The sequence below is a fragment of the Methanothrix sp. genome, assembly GCF_024518575.1.
Lineage (GTDB): Archaea > Halobacteriota > Methanosarcinia > Methanotrichales > Methanotrichaceae > Methanothrix_B.
On record NZ_JANIHG010000027.1, the window covers coordinates 1 to 18,889 of the forward strand.

The following is an 18,889-nucleotide window of genomic DNA, read 5'->3' on the forward strand; positions in this document are numbered from 1 at the left end:
GAAAGATAGAGGGAAAGATAGGCGATCAGCTCAGGGACACCCCGACGGGGATGGCGTCTATGACGACAGTCTCGCTGGGTATGTTGTCCTTAACAAAGCTGACCAGGTACCTTCCGGGATCGGTTATGTTCAGTGACATGTGGCTGTATCCGGCCGGCATGACTACACGGTTCACAGAGACCTTCGAATCAGGAGATACCTTGTACACATCAGCCATGCCTGCTGTCTTTGTGTAGGCGAGAAGCCACACGCTCGAGCCGGCAGGCGCCTTCACGTATCGCGTCAGGCTATCCGCGCCGTGGATGTAGAGATGGTTGCTCTCCGTGTAGAGAGGCGCTGATACATATGTTGTGTATGGCACCGGCGTACCGCCGATGTAGACGTAGGAGGGCGGCGATACCATCTCGAACCTTATAAACGTCCCCTCCGGAGTGTACGCCCATCCACCGACATTTCCCGAGCCCCATGCCCAGCTCTTGTCTGGCGGCAGGTTCGGCGGGGTCTTCCACTTCGATCTGAAGTAGGTGGAGCCCTTGACGTAGAAGACATAGTTATCGTATACTGAGAGGCCTGCGCCCGTTGGATCCTCGAGGAAGTTCAGTGTACCCTCATGGTACGTCTCGAGCATATCATCCGCAAGCCACGACCTGTTCTCATCTGCAGCGCTGGCAGCAGCCACGAACGCCATCAGCGCGATCACAAAACCAATTTTCATTCAGGATTCACCCCATGGTTCCCCAGATTTAGTGGGAATGGCGGAATCATTTAAAAGCATTTCTGGATATGCTAATGATTTGCCGGATGTGCACAAGAATGCGCGCGACTCCAGGGGTTCCCATGGACTCCATTTGTAGGTCTTGTATCATTGAGAGCCGCAGCGCACAATCTGTCCGGACTCCTGCAGTATCTCTTTCGTGGCCGTCGATTTAAGAGAATGGCCATTAAGCCCCGAGCTTTTTCACCTGTATCTGCTGACTATTGATTTGTCTATCCATATCTTCACGGCTCTCAGAAGCCTTGCGGGGATTGTTATGCATGTTCTCCCGTAGACTCCGACCGCCCTGCCGCAGCCTGTTGAGATCAAAGCGATCGGGTTCTCGGTGCATGCGAGTATCGAGTATCGTGCAGGGGGTCTCCTCCTGATCATCCTTTTCAGGTTCTCCGCCATGTGCTTCGCCTGCCGCTCAGCCTCGATGCCTGTCTTGGTCGCGAGCTTCTGGTCGATCTCGACCCAGGCGCAATCCCCGATCGCGAAGATATCGTCCTGGACGCGCAGATACGGGTCTGTCAGCAGCCAGCCCCTCTTCTTAGGAAGCCTGAGATTCTCAGCGAACTGTGTCGGCTTTATGCCTGTCGTCCATATGGTCATATCGCAGTCCAGAGTTGTGCCATCCGCGAATGTTATGCTGTCCCTCTGTATCTCAGAGACCTGAGTGGCTGTTAGTATGCTCACGCCCCTCTCAAAGAGCATCCTCTCCACCATCCTGGAGATCCTCTCAGGGAACTGTGGGAGTATCCGGTCCTGCATCTCCACTATGTATATGCTGGACTCCAGGGAATCGGCGAGGACTGATGCGACCTCCACGCCGGTGAGGCCGGAGCCGACGACCATTATCCTGTCCGGACTCTCGCGCTCTATGAACTCCCTGGCGTGGAGCGTCCCCTCAAATGTGTTCACAGAAAACGCATTCTCCGCGCCCTTCACGCCGTAGAAGTTCTGCTCAGCCCCCACAGCTATAACCAGAATATCGTATTCGACCCGCGATCTCTGGCATACTGCAACACCATCCTCGAGCTCAACCGCACGCTCGCTGATGTGCAGGGCGCCGGAGCGCTCGCAGAAATCGTCCAGAGGGGCGATCATATCGTCGATGCAGACCAGACCTGCGAGGTAGTCAGGGTAGAGGGCCTGGCACTCTATCTGGTGCTTCGGCTCTATGAGCGATATCTCAAAGTCCGTATTTGCCAGCAGCCTGATCAGCTCCGCTCCAGCTATTCCGCCTCCAACGATCACAAGTCTGGGGGAGCTCCGCATGGCCTCTCACTACGCACCAGCTGCGCTTAAAAATCCTTTGGCCATGCTCCCTCTTTTGATGGCAGAAACGCTCGGCCTAAAATAATCAACTCATGAGTTCGAATCTCGAATAGTGGGCCAGATGCAATCGACTTTGCTCTTTCAGAGCCATCGCTCCACTGAATCGCCAGGGATGCGTCAGGCATCACCTCCTCCCTGCGAGCATATCGATTCCTGTTATCTCTCCCAGCAGAGCGGGATTTTTCATTATCGATGTCCCGATGAGTATAGCATCAGCGCCTGCCCTCATCATTCTCATAGCATCCTCTCTCGAACCCACCCCGCTCTCGGCGACCGTGAAGAGGCCCAGATCTCTCGCGATCGGGCCGAGAGCCTCGAACCTTCTCAGATCCACCTCGAGAGTTCTGAGATCCCTGTTGTTTATTCCAACTATCAGGGCGCCGGAGTCTGCTGCTCTATCAAGCTCATCCTCATCATGAACCTCAACCAGAGGCTCCATTCCAGCTGCCCTTACATCCTCTATGAGGTCCTCGATATCTGCTATTGATGCGATCAGGAGCACCAGATCCGCCTCAGCCTCGCGGATCTGTTTTCTGTTTATGATGAAGTCCTTCCTGAGAACCGGGATGGTTGTGGAGGTTCTTGCCTCCTCCAGGGATGATATCGAGCCGAGGAAGTACGTGGGCTCTGTGAGAACTGAGATGCCGCATGCCCCCATGCTCTCATAGAACCTCGCCATCTCTCCAGCCTCGCCAGCTCTCATTGGCCTGGATATCGCCCGCGGCTTTATCTCGGCTATCACCGGTATCAGGCCCTTCTCTCTTGCAGAGATGGCGGAGCCTATGAGATCTCTGGATTCCAGGCTATCAAACGACTGTTTCACTCCAGCCATTCGCAGCTCTGTCGCGCTCAGTATTCCTTCTATGAGCGGATGCACCCTCCACCACCTCCACCCAGTTAGATATGATCTTCATCCCGCACGGTGTGAGAACCGATTCGGGATGGAACTGAAGCCCCTCTATTCTGAAAAGCCTGTGCCTTATCCCCATCACCACGCCGTCATCGCTCACCGCAGATACCTCAAGATCAGGCGCCAGGGTCTTCACCGCCAGGGAGTGGTATCGCCCCCCGATCATGGGGGACTCTATGCCCCTGAACACGCCCCGACCATCATGCATTATCCTGGATACCTTCCCATGTAAAGGCTTTGTATGGGATACGCTCCCTCCAAACGCGATGTTGATCGCCTGGTGGCCCAAACAGACGCCAAGTACCGGCACACCTGATGATCCAAAAGATCTTATTATCTCGATGCAGTTCCCCGTGTCCCTGGGGTTAGCCGGATGCCCGGGGCCTGGGGATATCACGATGCCCGCAGGGTCTATATCCCTCACCTCCCTCAGTGATATCCGGTTCGGGACGACCAGCGTCTCAGGGTGGAGCTGCGATACGTAATCCACAAGATTCCATACGAACGAGTCCTGGTTGTCCACGAAGAGAATCGTCCGGCTCAATCGATCACCCCCAGAGCCCGCTTCATCGCGCCCATCTTCCTCTCGGTCTCTGCCAGCTCCCTCTCCGGCTCTGAGTCTGCGACTATTCCAGCGCCTGCCTGTATCCTCGCGGTGCCATTCTTCAGGATGACACTCCTGATGGCTATTGCGAAGTCTGCGCTGCCGTCAGCTGAGAAGTATCCTATGCCTCCTCCGTATATTCCCCTCGACTCTCTCTCGAGATCATCGATGATCTCCATGGCTCTCATCTTCGGTGCACCTGAGAGGGTTCCTGCCGGAAATACTGCACGTGCCGCATCGAACTGGTCGCACTCCTCTCTCAGCACGCCCGAGACCGTGGTCTCTATGTGCTGTACATGAGAGTATCTCAAAACAGACATGAAGTCCTCGACCCTCACACTTCCCGCCCTGCAGACGCTCCTCACGTCGTTTCTTCCGAGATCCACGAGCATCACATGCTCAGACCTCTCCTTCTCATCATTCAGCATCGCCCTCGCCAGGGCCTCGTCCTCCTCGGGAGTTCTCCCCCTGGGACACGTCCCGGCGATCGGATTGACCCTGAGGGTTCCTGCGTATGTGTTGAAGAGGGTCTCAGGAGATGCGCCGACTATTGCGAGATCCCCGAACTCGAAGAGGTAGGTGTACGGGCTGGGATTGATCCTCCGGAGGTTTCTGTAGAGCGCTATGGTGTCCCTGCATTCGACATCCGTGGATCGGGCGAGCACCACCTGGAATATGTCGCCATCGATTATGTGCCTCTTTGCGGCCAGAACCGACTCCATGTATTCCTCGGGATCACCGGAGCGTATAACCCTCCCGCGGAGCTCAGAATCCTCGGGATACTCATCCACGCCATCGATCCTCTCGATCAGATCTGTCTTCGCCCCGGGAAGCATTGGAACGACCGCGAAGTAGACCCTTCTCATGAGATGATCGAAGATGAAGGTGCTCTCGACTATTGCGAACTGCGCATCAGGAGTCTCCGATCTCGAGACCTTCCCAAGCCGCTCATTGACCATATCATAGGCGATGTATCCGATGCCGCCCCCGAGGAAGACCTGCCTGCCGAAGAAGTTCCTCTCATCCGATCTCGGGCACGGTATTGCAGCTCTGAGAGCGTCGAACATATCGAACTCTGGAAGCAGCCGTCCTCTCATCCCCCCGTTGAGCTCCTCGATCTCCGCGCATCCTGATAGCCTCCGGCTCAGGAACTCCTCGCCGCCGTTGAATACCTCTATCTCTATCTCGCGGTTCTTCAATCGCACGACAGCGGATGGATCTGCGCCGACGAACGAGAACCTGGCCCTCTGTCCCGATTTCTCAACAGATTCCAGGAGGTATGGATACCGTCGATCTCTCAGGGAGAGGTAGAGTGAGAGCGGCGCATCCACGCTGATCTTGTCTGTTACGTCGATGAGAACTGGATAGATTACGGGCAGGATCTCACCCTCCTGACGAACTCCTCGATCTTCACAGGATCCTTTCTTCCATCAGTCTCGACGCCGCTGGAGACATCGACAGCATACGGTTTCACCGCATCGATCGCGTCAACGATGTTCTCTGGCCTCAGTCCACCTGCAAGTATCAGAGGGGCTTGGAGCATCGGTCTCATTCTCGCTGTCAAAGACCAGTCGTGCGTTCTGCCGGATCCTCCTACGCCGCCGGAGACCGGCGTGTCGACGAGAATTGCATCGGCGACCCTGCTCATCTCCGCTGCTCTCTCGGATCCGGGAGGCACTGCGACGATGATCCTCTGAGAAACACGTCTCTTGATCTCCTCGATCTCTCCCACCGAGAGACCACCATGGATCTGAAGCGCGTCGCTCTCAAGATAGCCTGCAAGACAGACAGCATCCTCCACGCAATCCGGTTCCACGACAGCGACACTTGCTGTGAACGGCGGGACCATTCCTATCAGATCTCTGGCCTCATCCACAGAGAGGCGATGCCTTGACCGCTCTATCTCCACTATGAATCCAACAGCATCTGCGCCTGCATTCAGCGCGCATCTCAACTCATCCTCATCCGTGAGCCCGCAGATCTTGACCCTGGTCATTGAAGATCACCGAGGGATTTCGGATGGCTCACAGGAATCTCCTGAGCCTGGCAGGATCCCCGTTCTCCTCGACCAGGGCCTTCAGGGCCTCAAGCGCGCTTCCGGAGCTTATGGCGCCCTCTGCGATCGCACATCCCTCTCTGAGGGTGGATGCCATCCCCGAGATGTACACGGCTGCGCCTGCATTCATCGCCACCAGATCCCTCGCCCTGCTCTTCTCGCCCTTGAGTATCCTCACAAGGCGCTCCGCGTTCTCCTCAGGTGTCCCTCCGGCGATCTCTTTCAGATCGGCAAGCGGGTATCCGAGATCCCTGGGATCTATAGCGTAGCTTCTCACCGCCCCATCGCAGAGCTCTGAGACGATGGTGGTGCCAGTGTTGGATATCTCATCGAGACCGCTGCCGTGCACGACCATCGCCCGTCTCGTTCCGAGGAGCTTCAGGACGTTTGCGATCTTCTCGCAGAGTGCTGGAGAGTACACCCCCACGACCTGCGCCTCCGCTCCTGCCGGGTTTGTGAGGGGGCCAAGAACGTTGAACACGGTCCTGATCCCCATCTCCCTTCTTACATGCGCGACACGCTTCATCGCCGGATGGAAGAGAGGGGCGAGCATGAACCCGATGCCGAGAGACTCTATGATGCTCTCAACCCTCTCCGGCGGAGAGGAGATGTTGACACCCAGCGCCTCGAGGACGTTGGCGCTTCCGCACCGTGAGCTCACAGCGTAGTTCCCGTGCTTCGCGACCGGCACGCCGCACGCAGCTGCAACTATCGCGGCCGCAGTGCTCACATTTATCGTGTTCATGCTGTCCCCACCTGTCCCGCATGTATCAACCAGTGTCCCGGAGACCCTCGGCCTTATCCGGATCGCGGACTCGCGCATCCTCTTCGCCATGCCCGCGAGCTCCTCGGCAGTCTCGCCCTTCATCCTGAGAGCGGTGAGAGCCGAGGCGATCTGTGCGTCAGTGGCGCCGTCGAAGAAAGCGCCCAGGAGAGACTCGGCCTCCGCCATGGTGAGATTCTGCCCCTCAATCAGCCTCGCCAGATAGTTCAACGAGATCACCTTTATGTAGATTAATGTACTTTGATGACTAAATTAGTACATCATATATAAGATTTGCGTATGAATGATCTAAATATGGCGGTGTGCCCGCACCAGATGATGCAGCGATTCATGTGTGCATATATCGTCGAAAGAAACTGCGGTCTTGGGCCAGAACCGCTGAACGGCATCTCAGAAATCGACATTGAGTGGCATAACAGATCCTGAGGGGAGATCGCATGCTGTTGTATGGCCCATCTTTTTAAACCCGGCTGACGCTCTGGTGTGTGATGCTGGAGCAGCCAATCTACCTGCCGATTTCCAGGAGAGAGATGAAGGAGCTTGGTATAGATCAGCTCGATGTGATCTTGGTCACGGGCGATGCGTATGTGGATCACCCATCTTTCGGGGCAGCTCTCATCGGCAGGGTTCTGTGGGATTACGGTTTCACGGTGGGCATCATCCCTCAGCCCGACTGGAGGAGGACGGATGATTTCAAGCGCCTCGGAGAGCCGAGGCTCTTCTTCGGAGTGACCGCTGGAAACGTCGACTCGATGGTCAATGCCTTCACTCCAAATCTGAAGAGGAGAAGCAGCGACGTTTACTCTCCTGGGGGAGAGATCAGGAGGCCGGATCGAGCGACTCTGGTTTACGCTGACAGGCTCCACTCAATATTTCCGGGGAAACCGATAGTGCTAGGCGGCATCGAGGCCAGCCTCCGGAGGTTTGCGCACTACGACTACTGGTCGGATTCTGTGAGGCGATCCATCCTCGCAGACGCTCCCGCTGATCTCCTCATCTTCGGCATGGGGGAGCTGGCCGTGGCGGAGGTTGCATCCAGGCTTGATAATGGGGAGAAGATCGACGAGATCAGGGATGTCAGGGGCACCGTCTTCAGGATGAGCGTTAAGGAGTGGAAGGGCTCCAGCCATGAGGAGTACACGGTCATACCGTCTTTCGATGAGGTCTCCTCGGACAGAAGAAAGTACGCAGAGGCGTTCAGGCTCCACTACATGGAGCAGGACCCGTTCATGGGCAGAGCTGTTGTCCAGCCCCATCCAAAGACGGTCACAGTCCAGAACCCGCCCGCGAGGCCGTTGAAAACAGAGGAGCTCGACAGGATCTACGAGCTGCCATACAGCAGAAGGGAGCATCCGTCCTACAGAAAACCCGTGCCAGCGCTGGAGAGCGTCAGGTTTTCCATAACAAGTCACAGGGGGTGTTTCGGATCCTGCAGCTTCTGCGCGCTGACACACCACCAGGGGCGCATTGTGCAGTCCAGGAGCATCGACTCGATCCTCAGGGAGGCGCGGAGGCTAGTGGAGATGCCCGGATTCAAGGGGGTGATACAGGATGTCGGAGGGCCGACAGCTGACATGTACGGCATGGTCTGCCCTCTATGGGAGCGGGGAGGCTGCGGAAGGATATGCACGCCGGAGTGCGAGAGGATCGAGATCTCCCACAGAAGATACCTGGAGCTGCTCCGAAGGCTGAGAGAGATACCGGGCGTCAGGCATGTCTTTGTCAGCTCTGGAATACGCCACGATCTTGTTGTGAGAGATGAGAAATTTGGGGATCTGTTCCTCGAGGAGCTCTGCCGGGAGCACATATCAGGGCATCTTAAGATAGCGCCTGAGCACATCTCGGAGAGCGTGACGAGATGCATGCGCAAGCCCCCTGTCGAGGTCCTGGAGGCATTCATGAATCGCTTCCGTCAGGCAGCGAGGAGATCCGGAAAGGAGGAGTACGTGCTGCCTTACCTGATGTCAGGCCATCCAGGATGCACTGTGAGGGATATGATCGAGATGGCGGAGTACATGCGCGATCATCACATAAGAGTTGAGCAGGTCCAGGACTTCACGCCCACACCGATGACCGTCTCCACAGCGATGTATTACACAGGGCTCGATCCATTTACAATGGAGCGGGTTCATGTTCCCAGAGGCAGGGAGAAGAGGATCCAGAGGGCCCTGCTCCAGTACTGGCTTCCAGAGAACCGCAAACTCGTAAGGGAGGGGTTGATCTCTGCGGGCAGAGCCGATCTGATCGGCGATGGGCCGAGGTGTTTGGTACCATCCTAACCCTTGGACATCGGCACGTACTCGACTCCGGGACGTCTCCTGCTTATGTCCATCCTGTAGAGTGCCATGAGTTCATAGACCTCCTGTGGAACATCGGTCCTGACGCGATCTCCCAGGAGAGCTTTCACGTCCTCCGCAAGAAAGGGATGGTCGTGGGTGTACTTCCCCGAGACCATCTCCTCGATGATTCTGTTAACTGTATCCTCATCACAGTCAGAGCATACTATCCTGCGGAGCAGCGCCTTCATCTGCTCCACCGCCTTCCTCGCCTCCTCGGCCAGTATCAGCGTCTTGTCATCGATCTCGTCGATCTTCTTCCTCTCGACGACCTTCAGTATCGACGTCGCAGGATATGCCCCGGTCTGGTCGCCAAGCTGCGGGTCCACGGGGCCGAGAGCAGCGTTCGGGTCCATGATTATCTCATCCACCGCCAGGGCGATCAGGGTTCCGCCGGACATCGCATAGTGTGGTATTATCACGCTCGTCCTTGCAGGGTGGTTCTTCAGCGCCAGGGCGATCTGCGTCGCAGCAAGCGCGAGCCCTCCTGGAGTGTGGAGTATGATATCGATTGGCATGTCCTTCGGCGCGCTGCGTATCGCTCTCAGTACCTCCTCGCTGTCATCGATGTCTATGTACCTTGCTAGAGGCAGCCCGAGAAAGCTTATGACCTCCTGCCTGTGTATCAGGGTTATCACAAGCGATCCTCTCTTCTTTCCGAGCTTCACGAGGAGCCGCTTCCTGGCGATCTGAAGTGCGTTCCTCTGGACCATCGGCACCAGGAAGAGAAGCAGAAAGAGGATCAACCAGAGGTTGCTGAGTATCTGCTCCACCGGTATCTGGCTGTATACGTCTTCCACGTGGTGATATGGGTGCTCTCGATATTTATTTCTTTGGAGGTCGTATCGCATCACACGTTGACGAAAACCAGCACCCTGGATATATTACGATCAGATCTTGGGCTCGCATCGCCGAACAATCTGCCACGAAATCGATGTCCAGCAAAACAATGTCTCACAACTACTGCAAGGCTGCATGCTGTCGAGATCAATGATGCGAGCACACAATCCCAATCTCAAGATCAGGCACATAACTTGAAGCACATTTAGACAGTTCTGACTGCAGCCAGAATGCAACCCGACCAGAAGCATGCAGCCCCTCCTCATTTCGAGGTCACATCTTTATATACCAGAACGCCCTCAACATCGACGCTCAAATGGACATTCGCATTTCCATGTATCGGTCGTGGGAGTGATATGAGATGATTACCAATATCAGTCGTGGCAGTCCACCTGAGGGCTGGCTGAGGGGAAGGTGCAGAACAGGCAGCTGGTTCAAGAGGTTCAGATGCGATGGGGGCTCCACAGATGTGGAAGGTTGACGACTCCATCGCCCTCTACGGGGTTCATGGCTGGGGCGACGGCTACTTCTCGGTCAACGAGAAGGGCAACGTCGCCGTGATGCCGAACAAGGACAGCGAATGCTGTGTCGATGTGATGGACATCATCAGGAGCCTGGAGGCATCCGGAGAGAACCTGCCGGTGCTTCTCAGATTCCCCCAGATAATCGATTACAGGATCCGGGAGATATACAGAGCATTTGCCGGATCTATATCTGAGTTCGGCTACCAGGGAAGGTACCAGCCGGTATTTCCCATGAAGGTGAACCAGAGGAAGGAGGTCATAGAGTACATCCTGAATTACGGCAGGGAGATCAACATCGGACTGGAGATAGGCACCAAGGCGGAGCTGCTCGCCGCACTCACGCTCGATCTTCCTGAGGACTCGCTGCTTATCTGCAATGGATACAAGGATGATGATTTCCTCCGCCTGGCCCTGATGCTATCGGACAGGCAGAGGATAATAATAGTCGTGGACCTCTTCGAGGAGATCTTCAACATACTGAGGCTGGCCAGGAGCATGGGGGTGAGGCCTCTCCTCGGCATGCGGGTCAAGCTCTTCTCTAAGGGTAGCGGCAGGTGGGCCGAGTCCGGCGGCGAGTCGGCCAAGTTCGGCCTATCGACCATCGAGTGCCTGGAGCTGCTGAAGATCCTGGAGGAGAACGGCCTGCTCGACCGCCTCAGGATGATACACTTCCATATAGGATCTCAGATCACCGATATACACAGAATAAAGCACGCTATGAACGAGGCCGCCAGGATCTACGCGAAGGTGAGAAAGGTCGCTGAGATAGAGTACTTCAACGTGGGAGGCGGCCTGAGTGTTGATTATGATGGCTCGAAGAGCTCCGGGCCCTCAAGCGCGAACTACACGCTGCGGGAGTACAGCAACGATATCGTTTACACGCTCCAGAAGATATGCGAGGAGGAGGGCGTGCCGTGTCCAACAATAGTCTCGGAGAGCGGCAGGGCGATAGCCGCATACCACTCCTTCCTGGTATTCAAGATAATCGGCAAGAAGAACTCCAAGGATGGTTTCGTGGCGTTTCCGCTTGAGGGGGATCCCATACAGATAGAGGATCTCTACTTCGCCTTCAAGAACATCAACCTCAAGAACTACAAGGAGTACTACCACGACGCCCTGCACTACAGGGATGAGCTGCTAGACTCGTTCAACCTGGGCAACATCGGGCTTGAGGAGCGCGCGAAGGGGGAGATGCTCTTCTGGATGGTCTGCCAGAAGGCCGTGAGCCTGGCAAGACAGGCGGGTGACAACTCCGAGGAGTTCAGGGAGCTGAAGAAGCTCGTGGGGCAGAAGTACATAGGGAACTTCTCGCTCTTCCAGTCGGTGCCGGACATGTGGGGCGTTGGCCAGATCTTCCCGATCATGCCCCTCCACAGGCTCAGGGAGGTGCCATCGGAATCCGGGACGATTGCAGACATAACATGCGATTCAGATGGCGAGATAAAGAGCTTCGCAGGAGGAAAGGAGGCCATAGAGCTCCACAAGCTCAGCAGGGGCGAGGACTACTACATGGGCATATTCCTTCTGGGGGCCTACCAGGATACGCTCGGGGACTTCCACAACCTCCTCGGCTGCGTTACAGAGATCCATGTGCTTGTCGAGGGAAGTAGCTGGAGGATATGCAGACGCATACCGGGAGATACATGCGAGAAGCTCCTGAGGTTCTTCAACTACGACACAGATGCATACATCAAGCGGCTCAGCGAGAGGTGTGCTACAGACCCACGGCTTGAGGCGGTGCTTGAGGAGATCAGGAGTGCGCTCAGGACTACCACTTACTTCAACTCCCCGTGCCTGGCCTCCGAGGCCAAGGAGGGTAGAAAGCAGGGCTCACAGAGCAGGGCAGCTCTCAGGGTTATTGAGACCGGTCGCATCTGAGGATCGGCCTGCCATCTCTGGCAGACGATCCCTCTTTCATCCCTGCTGCGAGCCACGGATGACGGGGGCGCGGTTTTTGCGTGCAGATCCTCCTGTGAGTCGCTGAACCTGGCCGCCCTCTGAGATCCGGTCCACCGGCATCAGTGCGCCAGGAGCGGTGCAGGCAGAGGATGCGGGATCTCACAAAACATGTGTTTCATATGCGATACCGGATCCTCAGGCTGCGCCCTCCTGGTACACCACACCAGGCCATGATGACGCATCAGCTCTGTATGCTGTGAAGGTGCCTGTCATGGGGCTTTTGCTCGAATCGATCTTGAGCCTGTAGATCGTGTATTCGGAGATGACATCGAGCTCGAGCGCGTTACCCATGATGTCTCCTATTGCGGATACCTGCTGGGTCGAGCTGTTCTCAGATACGGTGCCATGGCCGAAGACGGTATCATCGAGGCGATAGAGGATCAGCTCCAGTCTCTTCGATGTCAGGTCCTTCAGCACGAAGCTCAGCCTGCCGGAGATCTCCGGCACCCTCTCCTCAACCACAGGAGCCGCGGAGGCTTCGGATATGTTCTCAGGGGGCTCTTCAATTTCAGAATCTGTGCTGGATTCCTTCCTCGCCTCCCAGAGCTTTCTGGAGCTCCTGGGGTCGGCTGGGAACCTCGGGTCGAATACAGGCTTGACCTCACCCCTTGAGGCGCTTATGTACTCATCTACTGATGTCGATTCTGCCCTGTCGCTAAGAATAACCACGCATGCAAATGCTGCGAGGATCGCAGCCACGAGCATTAAAGACGTCAGCTCTCTCATCAACAGAGAGATGGACGGATCTGGTATTTTAAGCTGCATGGAGGTGGAGACGTAAAAAGATCCCTGGATGATTTTGAATCATATTCAGGGGTCACCTGGATAGCGTGAAGTTCGGCTCCAAGCATCAATCCAGATGCTGGGCGAGCTCGACCTGTATCTCCGGGGCGATTCCGCTGCCGGAGGATATCTTTGTTCCATTGACATCCACGGCGATCTGCCCCCACGGCTGGCAGTAAATCTTTACCACTCTTCGATATAACGCCTCGCCTTTATGTATTCAGCAACTTGGAGTCATAAAAGCCGGTCGCTAGTACCACTCATTCATCAGCCAGGAGCGCACAGAAGAACCAACGCACCCATTGACAAGTTGTCATATGGATAGAGCGAAGGATGAAAGCTCCAGCCATAGCATTTCAAAGGGCGAGGACTTGAAGGTCCTGTCCCTTAACCATTGATGAGATCGAGCTTAATCGGGATCCCAGTCGGATTGCTCCTGAAGATGCGGTCCGATATCATGCCCGCCTGCTGCGGCTACGGCTGCGAGGCCTTGTGGCATGTACCCTGAGCTGGCTAACGACATGCTCCAACGCCAGCTTCTTGTTGTGCCATGCCTTTACGAACAGCGGCTCGAGCTCTATCGCCCGATCGTAGCACTCTATCGCTTCCCTGTACCTTCCCAGCATGTAAAGCGCGTTTCCCTTGGTATTCCAAGCGGCAGCATTCTCCGGATCTATCAAAAGCGACCGCTCGCTGCACTCAAGCGCCTCTTGATACCTCTTCCTCATGTAGAGAATCTCAGACCTTGCTGCCAGTGCATCAGAGCTCTCAGGATCGCTATTGAGCATACAATCGATGAGCAGCACCGCACCATCGACCCCATTCGTTGATAGTGTGCGAAGAGCGTTCTTGGATATGCCGCAGGCTGTTTTTCTCATCTGCATACAGTTGGATGGCGACCATTAAAATACGCATACTAAACTCAGTTACGTAACTGTTATCCAGCCCGATTTATGGACTGAAGCTGGACCGAGATCACAATGCAGAGCAGCTACTTTATAGCAGCCACTCTGGATTGGAGAAGCACGCTGAACATTAACCCTGGGCTGAGGGATAGCGAGATCAGGAGGCAGACTCTGTGAAACCTTCGACTGCTCTCTTCTGGGCCTCGAAGTGCGTCGAATCGGGAAGCCCCCTTCAGGGGATGAAGCCAGTCTGCCGATGAGACAAGAGCGGTTACATTTCTGGAACTGTTTCCGGCAACTCATGCCGAAGGCGAGCCGGAAGCGGCTGCGATACGTCCATGGAGAGACCCGGAGGGCACAGCCTGCCCTCAGCCGCGTCTCCTCCTTCTCTTGATGTCGAGGCGTGCCTTGCATCTCGGACATGCCTTCGGCTTGCTCACCCTCGCCACCCACTGGTATCCACATTTAGTGCACTTCATCTGTTTCATATACACATGGTTGTAATAAGAGTATTAATAACTTTCCATTGATGATAATATTTTGATGCAATAAACCATAATCATAATTTTTGATTTTTGCTCTGCATGCGCACAAAGTGAAAGATTACATAATATCAATATAAATTAATATTATCTACTGGTGTGGATGCGTGCGCCCTCGGCAGTATGATCACCTCTATCTCGATGCCGAACTCCTCAGCGTAGGACCTGATCCTGCGCTCAGCATGCTCCACCATGCCGCCGGATGTCATGATGAGAGAGCTCTTGCCTGCGATCGCCTTGAGCACGCACTTGTCCACGACCCCATAGGAGAAATCGAGCTCCAGAAGCTCCTCATTTGCGATCATCTTGGCCTTTGTTCCCATCGCGCCGATGTAGCTCACAGCGCCCGATGAGAGGATATCGCGAATCCTTGCAGGGGGGGTGCCTGATATATCGCATATGTATATCCTGCCGGGTTTTCTCCCCGAGCTTCCAGCAGCAGATTCTATCAGATGCATCAGATCCACAATGTTTCTGGGCATCTCGTCCACGGGCGCCAGGAGCCCCCTCCCCAGCATCTCCCTGTAGATCTCAAGCACTGCAGGGAGCTTCAGGCGCGCCTTCCTGAGCGTATCTGGATCCGCGAACACCCTCTCCGGCGCGCCGGTGCGCACAACCCTCCCACCATCCATCAGCACAATCTCATCTGCCCAGCGGTACGCGAGCTCCACATCATGGGTGGAGATCACCACCGTCTTTCCATAGAGGTTCAGCTCATCGAGCATCTCCATGATCTCCTCAGACGTCGCGGGATCCAGGTTGCTCGTCGGCTCATCCAGAACCAGAACCTCGGGCTCCATCACCAGCACCCCCGCTATGGCGACCCGCTTCTTCTCCCCACCGCTAAGATGATGTGGAGGTCGGTTCCTGTGCTCCTCCAGACCCACATAGCTCAGAGCGTATCCAACATATCTCTCGATCTTATCTCCCGGATACCCCAGGTTGAGAGGGCCGAATGCGATATCCTGCTCAACCGTGGGGGCGAAGAGCTGGTCATCGGAGTTCTGAAAGACCATGCCCACACTCTTCCTGATATCCATAAGAGAGCGAGAGTCGTACCTCATCGGCTCGCCCCTGAAAAGGACCACTCCAGATGATGGTCGTAGGGTACCGTTAAGCATCAGCAGCAGTGTGGATTTTCCAGCGCCGTTGGGCCCTACGAGGGCGACCTTGCTGCCCTTCTCTATGGATAGCGTGACGTTCCTGAGAGCAGCATGCCCATCTCCGTAGATGTAGCACACATCCCTGAGCCCGAGTATCTCGCTCAAGCAGGTCCACCTCTGATAAACGCAAGCAGAAGAGCTGTGATTGAGAGGATGTAGATAACAGAGACCACAAGATGATCTGGCCTCACAGAATGGCTCTCCACCAGAGGCATCCTTCCGCTGTAGCACCTAGAGTCCATGGCCAGCATCAGCCGCTCTCCCCTCTCCCAGGCCCTTATGAAGAGAACGCTGGCGAGCATCGCAAAGGATCCGATCGAGCTCCTGATGCCTGAGTAACCCATCCTCATCTCCTGAGCGCTGCGCACCATCATCGCCTCGTCAAGAAGGACGAAGATATATCGGTATATGAGCATCGATAGCTCCACGAGCGACTCTGGCAGTCCCATGGAACCGAGAATGGCGAAGATCTCAGTCATCGGTGTCGTGAGGGCCATGAAGAAGAGAGATGATGTGCCGCCGATCGTTCTCGATACAAGAAGCAAGCCAAGAGCCACGCCCTCCTGGCTGAGCCTGAGAGCGCCGGTGCTCACCAGCGCCTCCCCTGGGCTCAGGAGCGCGACGACCGAGGCGCTCAGGAGCGCGAATGAAAGGGGCATTGCGGTGAGGCCGATGTACAGCTTCCAGGGTATCCTGGCCAGCGCGATCACAGCGGCGCTCAGGCATGCCGATACTGCGAGGGGCACGGCAGGCGTCGGGGATGCGATGCATGCTATTATGGAGAACGCGCCTATCGCGAGCTTGAGCTTCGGGCTTACCCCCCTCAATCCGTTCTCATGCGCATAGTCGTCCAGGAGTCTGTGCATACCCTAGTTTCCGTCTCCAGCATTCCTTCTGTAGTATCCCAGGAAGTATCCTATGACCAGGCCACCGATCGCAGCCTGAAGGCTGAAGAAGAGGCTCTCGATCTCGCCGCTTGGCGGCTCCCAGATGGGATTGAGCCATGGGGCATAGCTTCCGCCTGTTATCTCCTCTATTACACTCTCAGCCTTCGAGTCAGCACCTTCCCATTCGTGCGGGCCGCTATGGCTGGTCCAGATGAATGCCATGAAGAATATCAGTATCGATGCGAGTGCTATGAGCTCTCCTTTCATATCATCCCTCCTGCAGCCTCACGAGATCCATTTTTGAGATCACATTGAGCCTCAGCAGAACCTCGCTCCTCGCCTGGAGTATGTACTTGAACATCAGAGCAGAGATCACGCCCTCTATGCCCGCCAGCGGCACCTGCGTGATCGCAAACACAGCAGCAAACGCCTTCAGTGAGAGAAGAACACCACCATCAGCAGCTGGAAACGCAAGCGCGAGCTGCAGCGATGTCACGATGTATGTCGCGAGATCTGCCAGTGCAGCTGCCATGAATACCGCGAGGTACAGATTGAACCTCTGAGTCGCTCTGTAAACCAGATAACCCACGATAGGCCCAGCTATCCCCATGGAGAAGACGTTTGCTCCTAGTGTGCTCAGCCCTCCATGCGCCAGAAAAAGCGCCTGGTACAGGAGAACGATTGTGGAAAGGACGGATGTTATCCACGGCCCGAAGAGTATGGCGCTTATCCCGGTGCCTGTGGGATGCGAGCAGCTCCCCGTGACAGAGGGAAGCTTCAGAGAGGATAGCACGAATATGAAGGCTCCGGCCACCGCGAGAAGAGGCAGTGTCTCGCGCCTCTCACGCGCGATCCTGCCTATCCTGCTCACTCCATAGGCTACGAAGGGAAGCGATGCTGCAAACCAGATCTCCCACCAGGGGTGCGGGAGGAACCCTTCCATGATATGCATGAGCCCTGATCCGCGCACCAGATATATAAAGATTACTTGATTATGTATCAAAAAAGTTTAACTCGGACCCCTGATACCTCAGCATTTGGATTGCTGCCGTGCTGCCTTTTAAGGGTGTGTAACAAAATTGATGTAGAAGTCGTCCCAAAATCGCCAAGCATATCGGTTAGTGACATCCTCCCCCTTCCGGGGAAGGGCCTCCTGCGCTTCGACTTGTTGTCGAAGGTCTCACAGATCCGGTCACCTAGCATCTCCACAGGCGCTGCCACTCAGTCCGAGGGTGAATATATTCAACGCTGCATTATTTCCTGTAACTCCGGAGCATCGACCAGGAGACAACCTTTAAAAACGTTAAGCTACCTCCCATTATGCCATGAGCTATCCCGAGTCAGAAATGCAGCACAGAACAACGATTCCAGTGGTCGACAGGAGCATAGGAGATCTGGTTTCTGATATGGCCCGCATGGGGTTCCAGGCAGGACAGCTCGGCCAGTCCCTGCGCGTCTGGGAGAACATGTTGAGCAAAGATGTGACGATATTTCTGGGGCTTGCAGGAGCCATGGTCCCCGCCGGGCTCCAGGAGATGATAGCGTATCTCATATCCAGAAGATACGTGGACTGTCTTGTGAGCACAGGCGCGAACCTGTTTCACGATCTCTGTGAAGGTCTTGGCATAAGGCACTACAGGGGGAGTGCATGCGCTGACGATGCTCACCTGAACGAATGCAGGATCGACAGGATCTTCGATGTCTTCGTCTCCGAGGTCGAGCTCCACAGGGCGGATAAGTACATCTCGGATCTTGTGACGAGCCTCAGGACCGATGTCGCATACTCATCCAGGGAGATGATGGAGCTTCTCGGGAGGGAACTGCCGGAGACGACGATCCTGGGAGCTGCGTACCGTGCTGGAGTTCCGATATTTGTACCGGCTCTCTCTGACAGCTCCATAGGGATAGGTATGGTCATAGCCTGGCGCAACGGCCACAGGGTTACCGTGGACCAGATAAGGGACGTGGATGAGATAACTCAGATATCTGAGAAGTCCGCAGAGACCGGGGTGGTCTTCATAGGCGGCGGCGTGCCCAAGAACTTCATACAGCAGACGAAGGTAATATCAGAGCTCATGGGAACCTACAGGGGCGGGCACTCGTATGCGATACAGTACACCACAGACACGCCGCACTTTGGAGGGCTCTCAGGATGCACATTCAGCGAGGCTGTATCCTGGGGGAAGGTGGATAAGGAGGCGAGGATGGCGCAGGTATTCTCAGATGCAACGATCACCGTGCCCCTTGTCGTTCACGCGCTGAGAGAGCGTGTGGCGAGGAGATACTCAGTGCCGAGGTTCACATGGAGGGGATCCGAGCTAGAGCTCGTCTACGAGCGGTCTTGATGTAGATCGTCGAACCGCTCCATTGCCATTCCGGCGATTCGGGCCGTATCAGACCAACAATCAAGAATGGCGATGCCGGCCCTCTGCCATGTTCAGTCGATGCTCCAGCCACCCTCGGAGACTTGGACCGATCTGTGAATGTTATTCGGTCCTAAG

General features: G+C 55.7%; 18 protein-coding genes. 3 read left to right on the forward strand and 15 right to left on the reverse strand.

Annotation, left to right across the window (positions count from 1 at the left end; all coding sequences use genetic code 11):
• Window positions 1-25: 25 nt before the first annotated feature.
• The 7 genes from NQU42_RS06195 to trpD form a co-directional block, all read right to left on the reverse strand.
• On the reverse strand, window positions 26-715 hold the full coding sequence (locus tag NQU42_RS06195; protein ID WP_296609929.1) for a hypothetical protein: 690 nt from the start codon (window positions 713-715) through the stop codon (window positions 26-28).
• A 243-nt stretch (window positions 716-958) separates the two neighbouring features.
• Window positions 959-2,035 carry an FAD-dependent oxidoreductase gene (locus NQU42_RS06200; RefSeq protein WP_296609930.1) on the reverse strand — a complete coding sequence of 359 codons (1,077 nt, stop codon included), beginning with the start codon at window positions 2,033-2,035 and terminating at the stop codon, window positions 959-961.
• A gap of 184 nt (window positions 2,036-2,219) precedes the next feature.
• Window positions 2,220-2,972, reverse strand: coding sequence for an indole-3-glycerol-phosphate synthase (locus tag NQU42_RS06205; RefSeq protein ID WP_296609931.1), 753 nt, complete (start codon window positions 2,970-2,972; stop codon window positions 2,220-2,222).
• A complete protein-coding gene (locus tag NQU42_RS06210; protein WP_296609933.1) occupies window positions 2,902-3,549 on the reverse strand; it encodes an aminodeoxychorismate/anthranilate synthase component II in 648 nt (215 codons plus the stop codon). Before NQU42_RS06210 ends, NQU42_RS06205 begins: the two co-directional genes overlap by 71 nt.
• Window positions 3,546-4,940, reverse strand: a complete 1,395-nt coding sequence (gene trpE, locus NQU42_RS06215; protein ID WP_296609935.1) for an anthranilate synthase component I — start codon at window positions 4,938-4,940, stop codon at window positions 3,546-3,548. Before trpE ends, NQU42_RS06210 begins: the two co-directional genes overlap by 4 nt.
• A gap of 38 nt (window positions 4,941-4,978) precedes the next feature.
• Window positions 4,979-5,605, reverse strand: coding sequence for a phosphoribosylanthranilate isomerase (locus NQU42_RS06220; protein ID WP_296609936.1), 627 nt, complete (start codon window positions 5,603-5,605; stop codon window positions 4,979-4,981).
• A gap of 28 nt (window positions 5,606-5,633) precedes the next feature.
• Window positions 5,634-6,668 (reverse strand): anthranilate phosphoribosyltransferase, encoded by a 1,035-nt coding sequence (trpD, locus tag NQU42_RS06225; RefSeq protein ID WP_366070208.1) that lies wholly within the window; start codon window positions 6,666-6,668, stop codon window positions 5,634-5,636.
• A 269-nt stretch (window positions 6,669-6,937) separates the two neighbouring features.
• Between trpD and NQU42_RS06230 the strand changes: the two genes are divergently transcribed.
• A complete protein-coding gene (locus NQU42_RS06230; protein WP_296609939.1) occupies window positions 6,938-8,728 on the forward strand; it encodes a YgiQ family radical SAM protein in 1,791 nt (596 codons plus the stop codon).
• Here the strand turns inward: NQU42_RS06230 and NQU42_RS06235 are convergent.
• Entirely contained in the window at window positions 8,725-9,585 is an 861-nt protein-coding gene (locus NQU42_RS06235) for a hypothetical protein (RefSeq protein WP_296609940.1), read from the reverse strand. The two genes, NQU42_RS06230 and NQU42_RS06235, sit on opposite strands and share 4 nt — an antisense overlap.
• Window positions 9,586-10,092: 507 nt before the next feature.
• Here NQU42_RS06235 and speA point away from each other — a divergent pair.
• Window positions 10,093-12,027, forward strand: coding sequence for a biosynthetic arginine decarboxylase (gene speA, locus NQU42_RS06240; RefSeq protein ID WP_296609942.1), 1,935 nt, complete (start codon window positions 10,093-10,095; stop codon window positions 12,025-12,027).
• Between the two features lie 216 nt (window positions 12,028-12,243).
• Here speA and NQU42_RS06245 read toward each other — a convergent pair whose 3' ends face one another.
• The 7 genes from NQU42_RS06245 to NQU42_RS06275 form a co-directional block, all read right to left on the reverse strand.
• Complete coding sequence (locus tag NQU42_RS06245; protein ID WP_296609944.1) at window positions 12,244-12,834, reverse strand: hypothetical protein; 591 nt, start codon at window positions 12,832-12,834, stop codon at window positions 12,244-12,246.
• A 124-nt stretch (window positions 12,835-12,958) separates the two neighbouring features.
• Window positions 12,959-13,081 carry a hypothetical protein gene (locus tag NQU42_RS06250; protein WP_296609946.1) on the reverse strand — a complete coding sequence of 41 codons (123 nt, stop codon included), beginning with the start codon at window positions 13,079-13,081 and terminating at the stop codon, window positions 12,959-12,961.
• Between the two features lie 265 nt (window positions 13,082-13,346).
• On the reverse strand, window positions 13,347-13,769 hold the full coding sequence (locus NQU42_RS06255) for a tetratricopeptide repeat protein (protein ID WP_296609947.1): 423 nt from the start codon (window positions 13,767-13,769) through the stop codon (window positions 13,347-13,349).
• 640 nt (window positions 13,770-14,409) lie between these two features.
• On the reverse strand, window positions 14,410-15,606 hold the full coding sequence (locus NQU42_RS06260) for an ATP-binding cassette domain-containing protein (RefSeq protein ID WP_296609948.1): 1,197 nt from the start codon (window positions 15,604-15,606) through the stop codon (window positions 14,410-14,412).
• Entirely contained in the window at window positions 15,603-16,367 is a 765-nt protein-coding gene (cbiQ, locus tag NQU42_RS06265; RefSeq protein WP_296609950.1) for a cobalt ECF transporter T component CbiQ, read from the reverse strand. Before cbiQ ends, NQU42_RS06260 begins: the two co-directional genes overlap by 4 nt.
• A gap of 3 nt (window positions 16,368-16,370) precedes the next feature.
• Window positions 16,371-16,655: an energy-coupling factor ABC transporter substrate-binding protein gene (locus NQU42_RS06270; protein WP_296609952.1), complete on the reverse strand. Its 285-nt coding sequence runs from the start codon at window positions 16,653-16,655 to the stop codon at window positions 16,371-16,373.
• Window position 16,656: 1 nt separating this feature from the next.
• Entirely contained in the window at window positions 16,657-17,340 is a 684-nt protein-coding gene (locus tag NQU42_RS06275; RefSeq protein ID WP_296609954.1) for an energy-coupling factor ABC transporter permease, read from the reverse strand.
• 373 nt (window positions 17,341-17,713) lie between these two features.
• On the opposite strand from NQU42_RS06275, the gene NQU42_RS06280 reads away from it, so the two are divergent.
• Complete coding sequence (locus NQU42_RS06280; RefSeq protein WP_296609956.1) at window positions 17,714-18,733, forward strand: deoxyhypusine synthase; 1,020 nt, start codon at window positions 17,714-17,716, stop codon at window positions 18,731-18,733.
• Window positions 18,734-18,889: the final 156 nt, after the last annotated feature.

Excerpts from the sequence above, each read along its gene's own strand:
- NQU42_RS06195 (WP_296609929.1), bottom strand. The coding sequence starts at position 715 with ATGAAAATTGGTTTTGTGATCGCGCTGATGGCGTTCGTGGCTGCTGCC.
- NQU42_RS06200 (WP_296609930.1), bottom strand. The coding sequence starts at position 2,035 with ATGCGGAGCTCCCCCAGACTTGTGATCGTTGGAGGCGGAATAGCTGGA.
- NQU42_RS06220 (WP_296609936.1), bottom strand. The coding sequence starts at position 5,605 with ATGACCAGGGTCAAGATCTGCGGGCTCACGGATGAGGATGAGTTGAGA.
- NQU42_RS06230 (WP_296609939.1), top strand. The coding sequence starts at position 6,938 with ATGCTGGAGCAGCCAATCTACCTGCCGATTTCCAGGAGAGAGATGAAG.
- speA (WP_296609942.1), top strand. The coding sequence starts at position 10,093 with ATGTGGAAGGTTGACGACTCCATCGCCCTCTACGGGGTTCATGGCTGG.
- NQU42_RS06245 (WP_296609944.1), bottom strand. The coding sequence starts at position 12,834 with ATGAGAGAGCTGACGTCTTTAATGCTCGTGGCTGCGATCCTCGCAGCA.
- NQU42_RS06255 (WP_296609947.1), bottom strand. The coding sequence starts at position 13,769 with ATGAGAAAAACAGCCTGCGGCATATCCAAGAACGCTCTTCGCACACTA.
- cbiQ (WP_296609950.1), bottom strand. The coding sequence starts at position 16,367 with ATGCACAGACTCCTGGACGACTATGCGCATGAGAACGGATTGAGGGGG.
- NQU42_RS06270 (WP_296609952.1), bottom strand. The coding sequence starts at position 16,655 with ATGAAAGGAGAGCTCATAGCACTCGCATCGATACTGATATTCTTCATG.
- NQU42_RS06275 (WP_296609954.1), bottom strand. The coding sequence starts at position 17,340 with ATGCATATCATGGAAGGGTTCCTCCCGCACCCCTGGTGGGAGATCTGG.
- NQU42_RS06280 (WP_296609956.1), top strand. The coding sequence starts at position 17,714 with ATGAGCTATCCCGAGTCAGAAATGCAGCACAGAACAACGATTCCAGTG.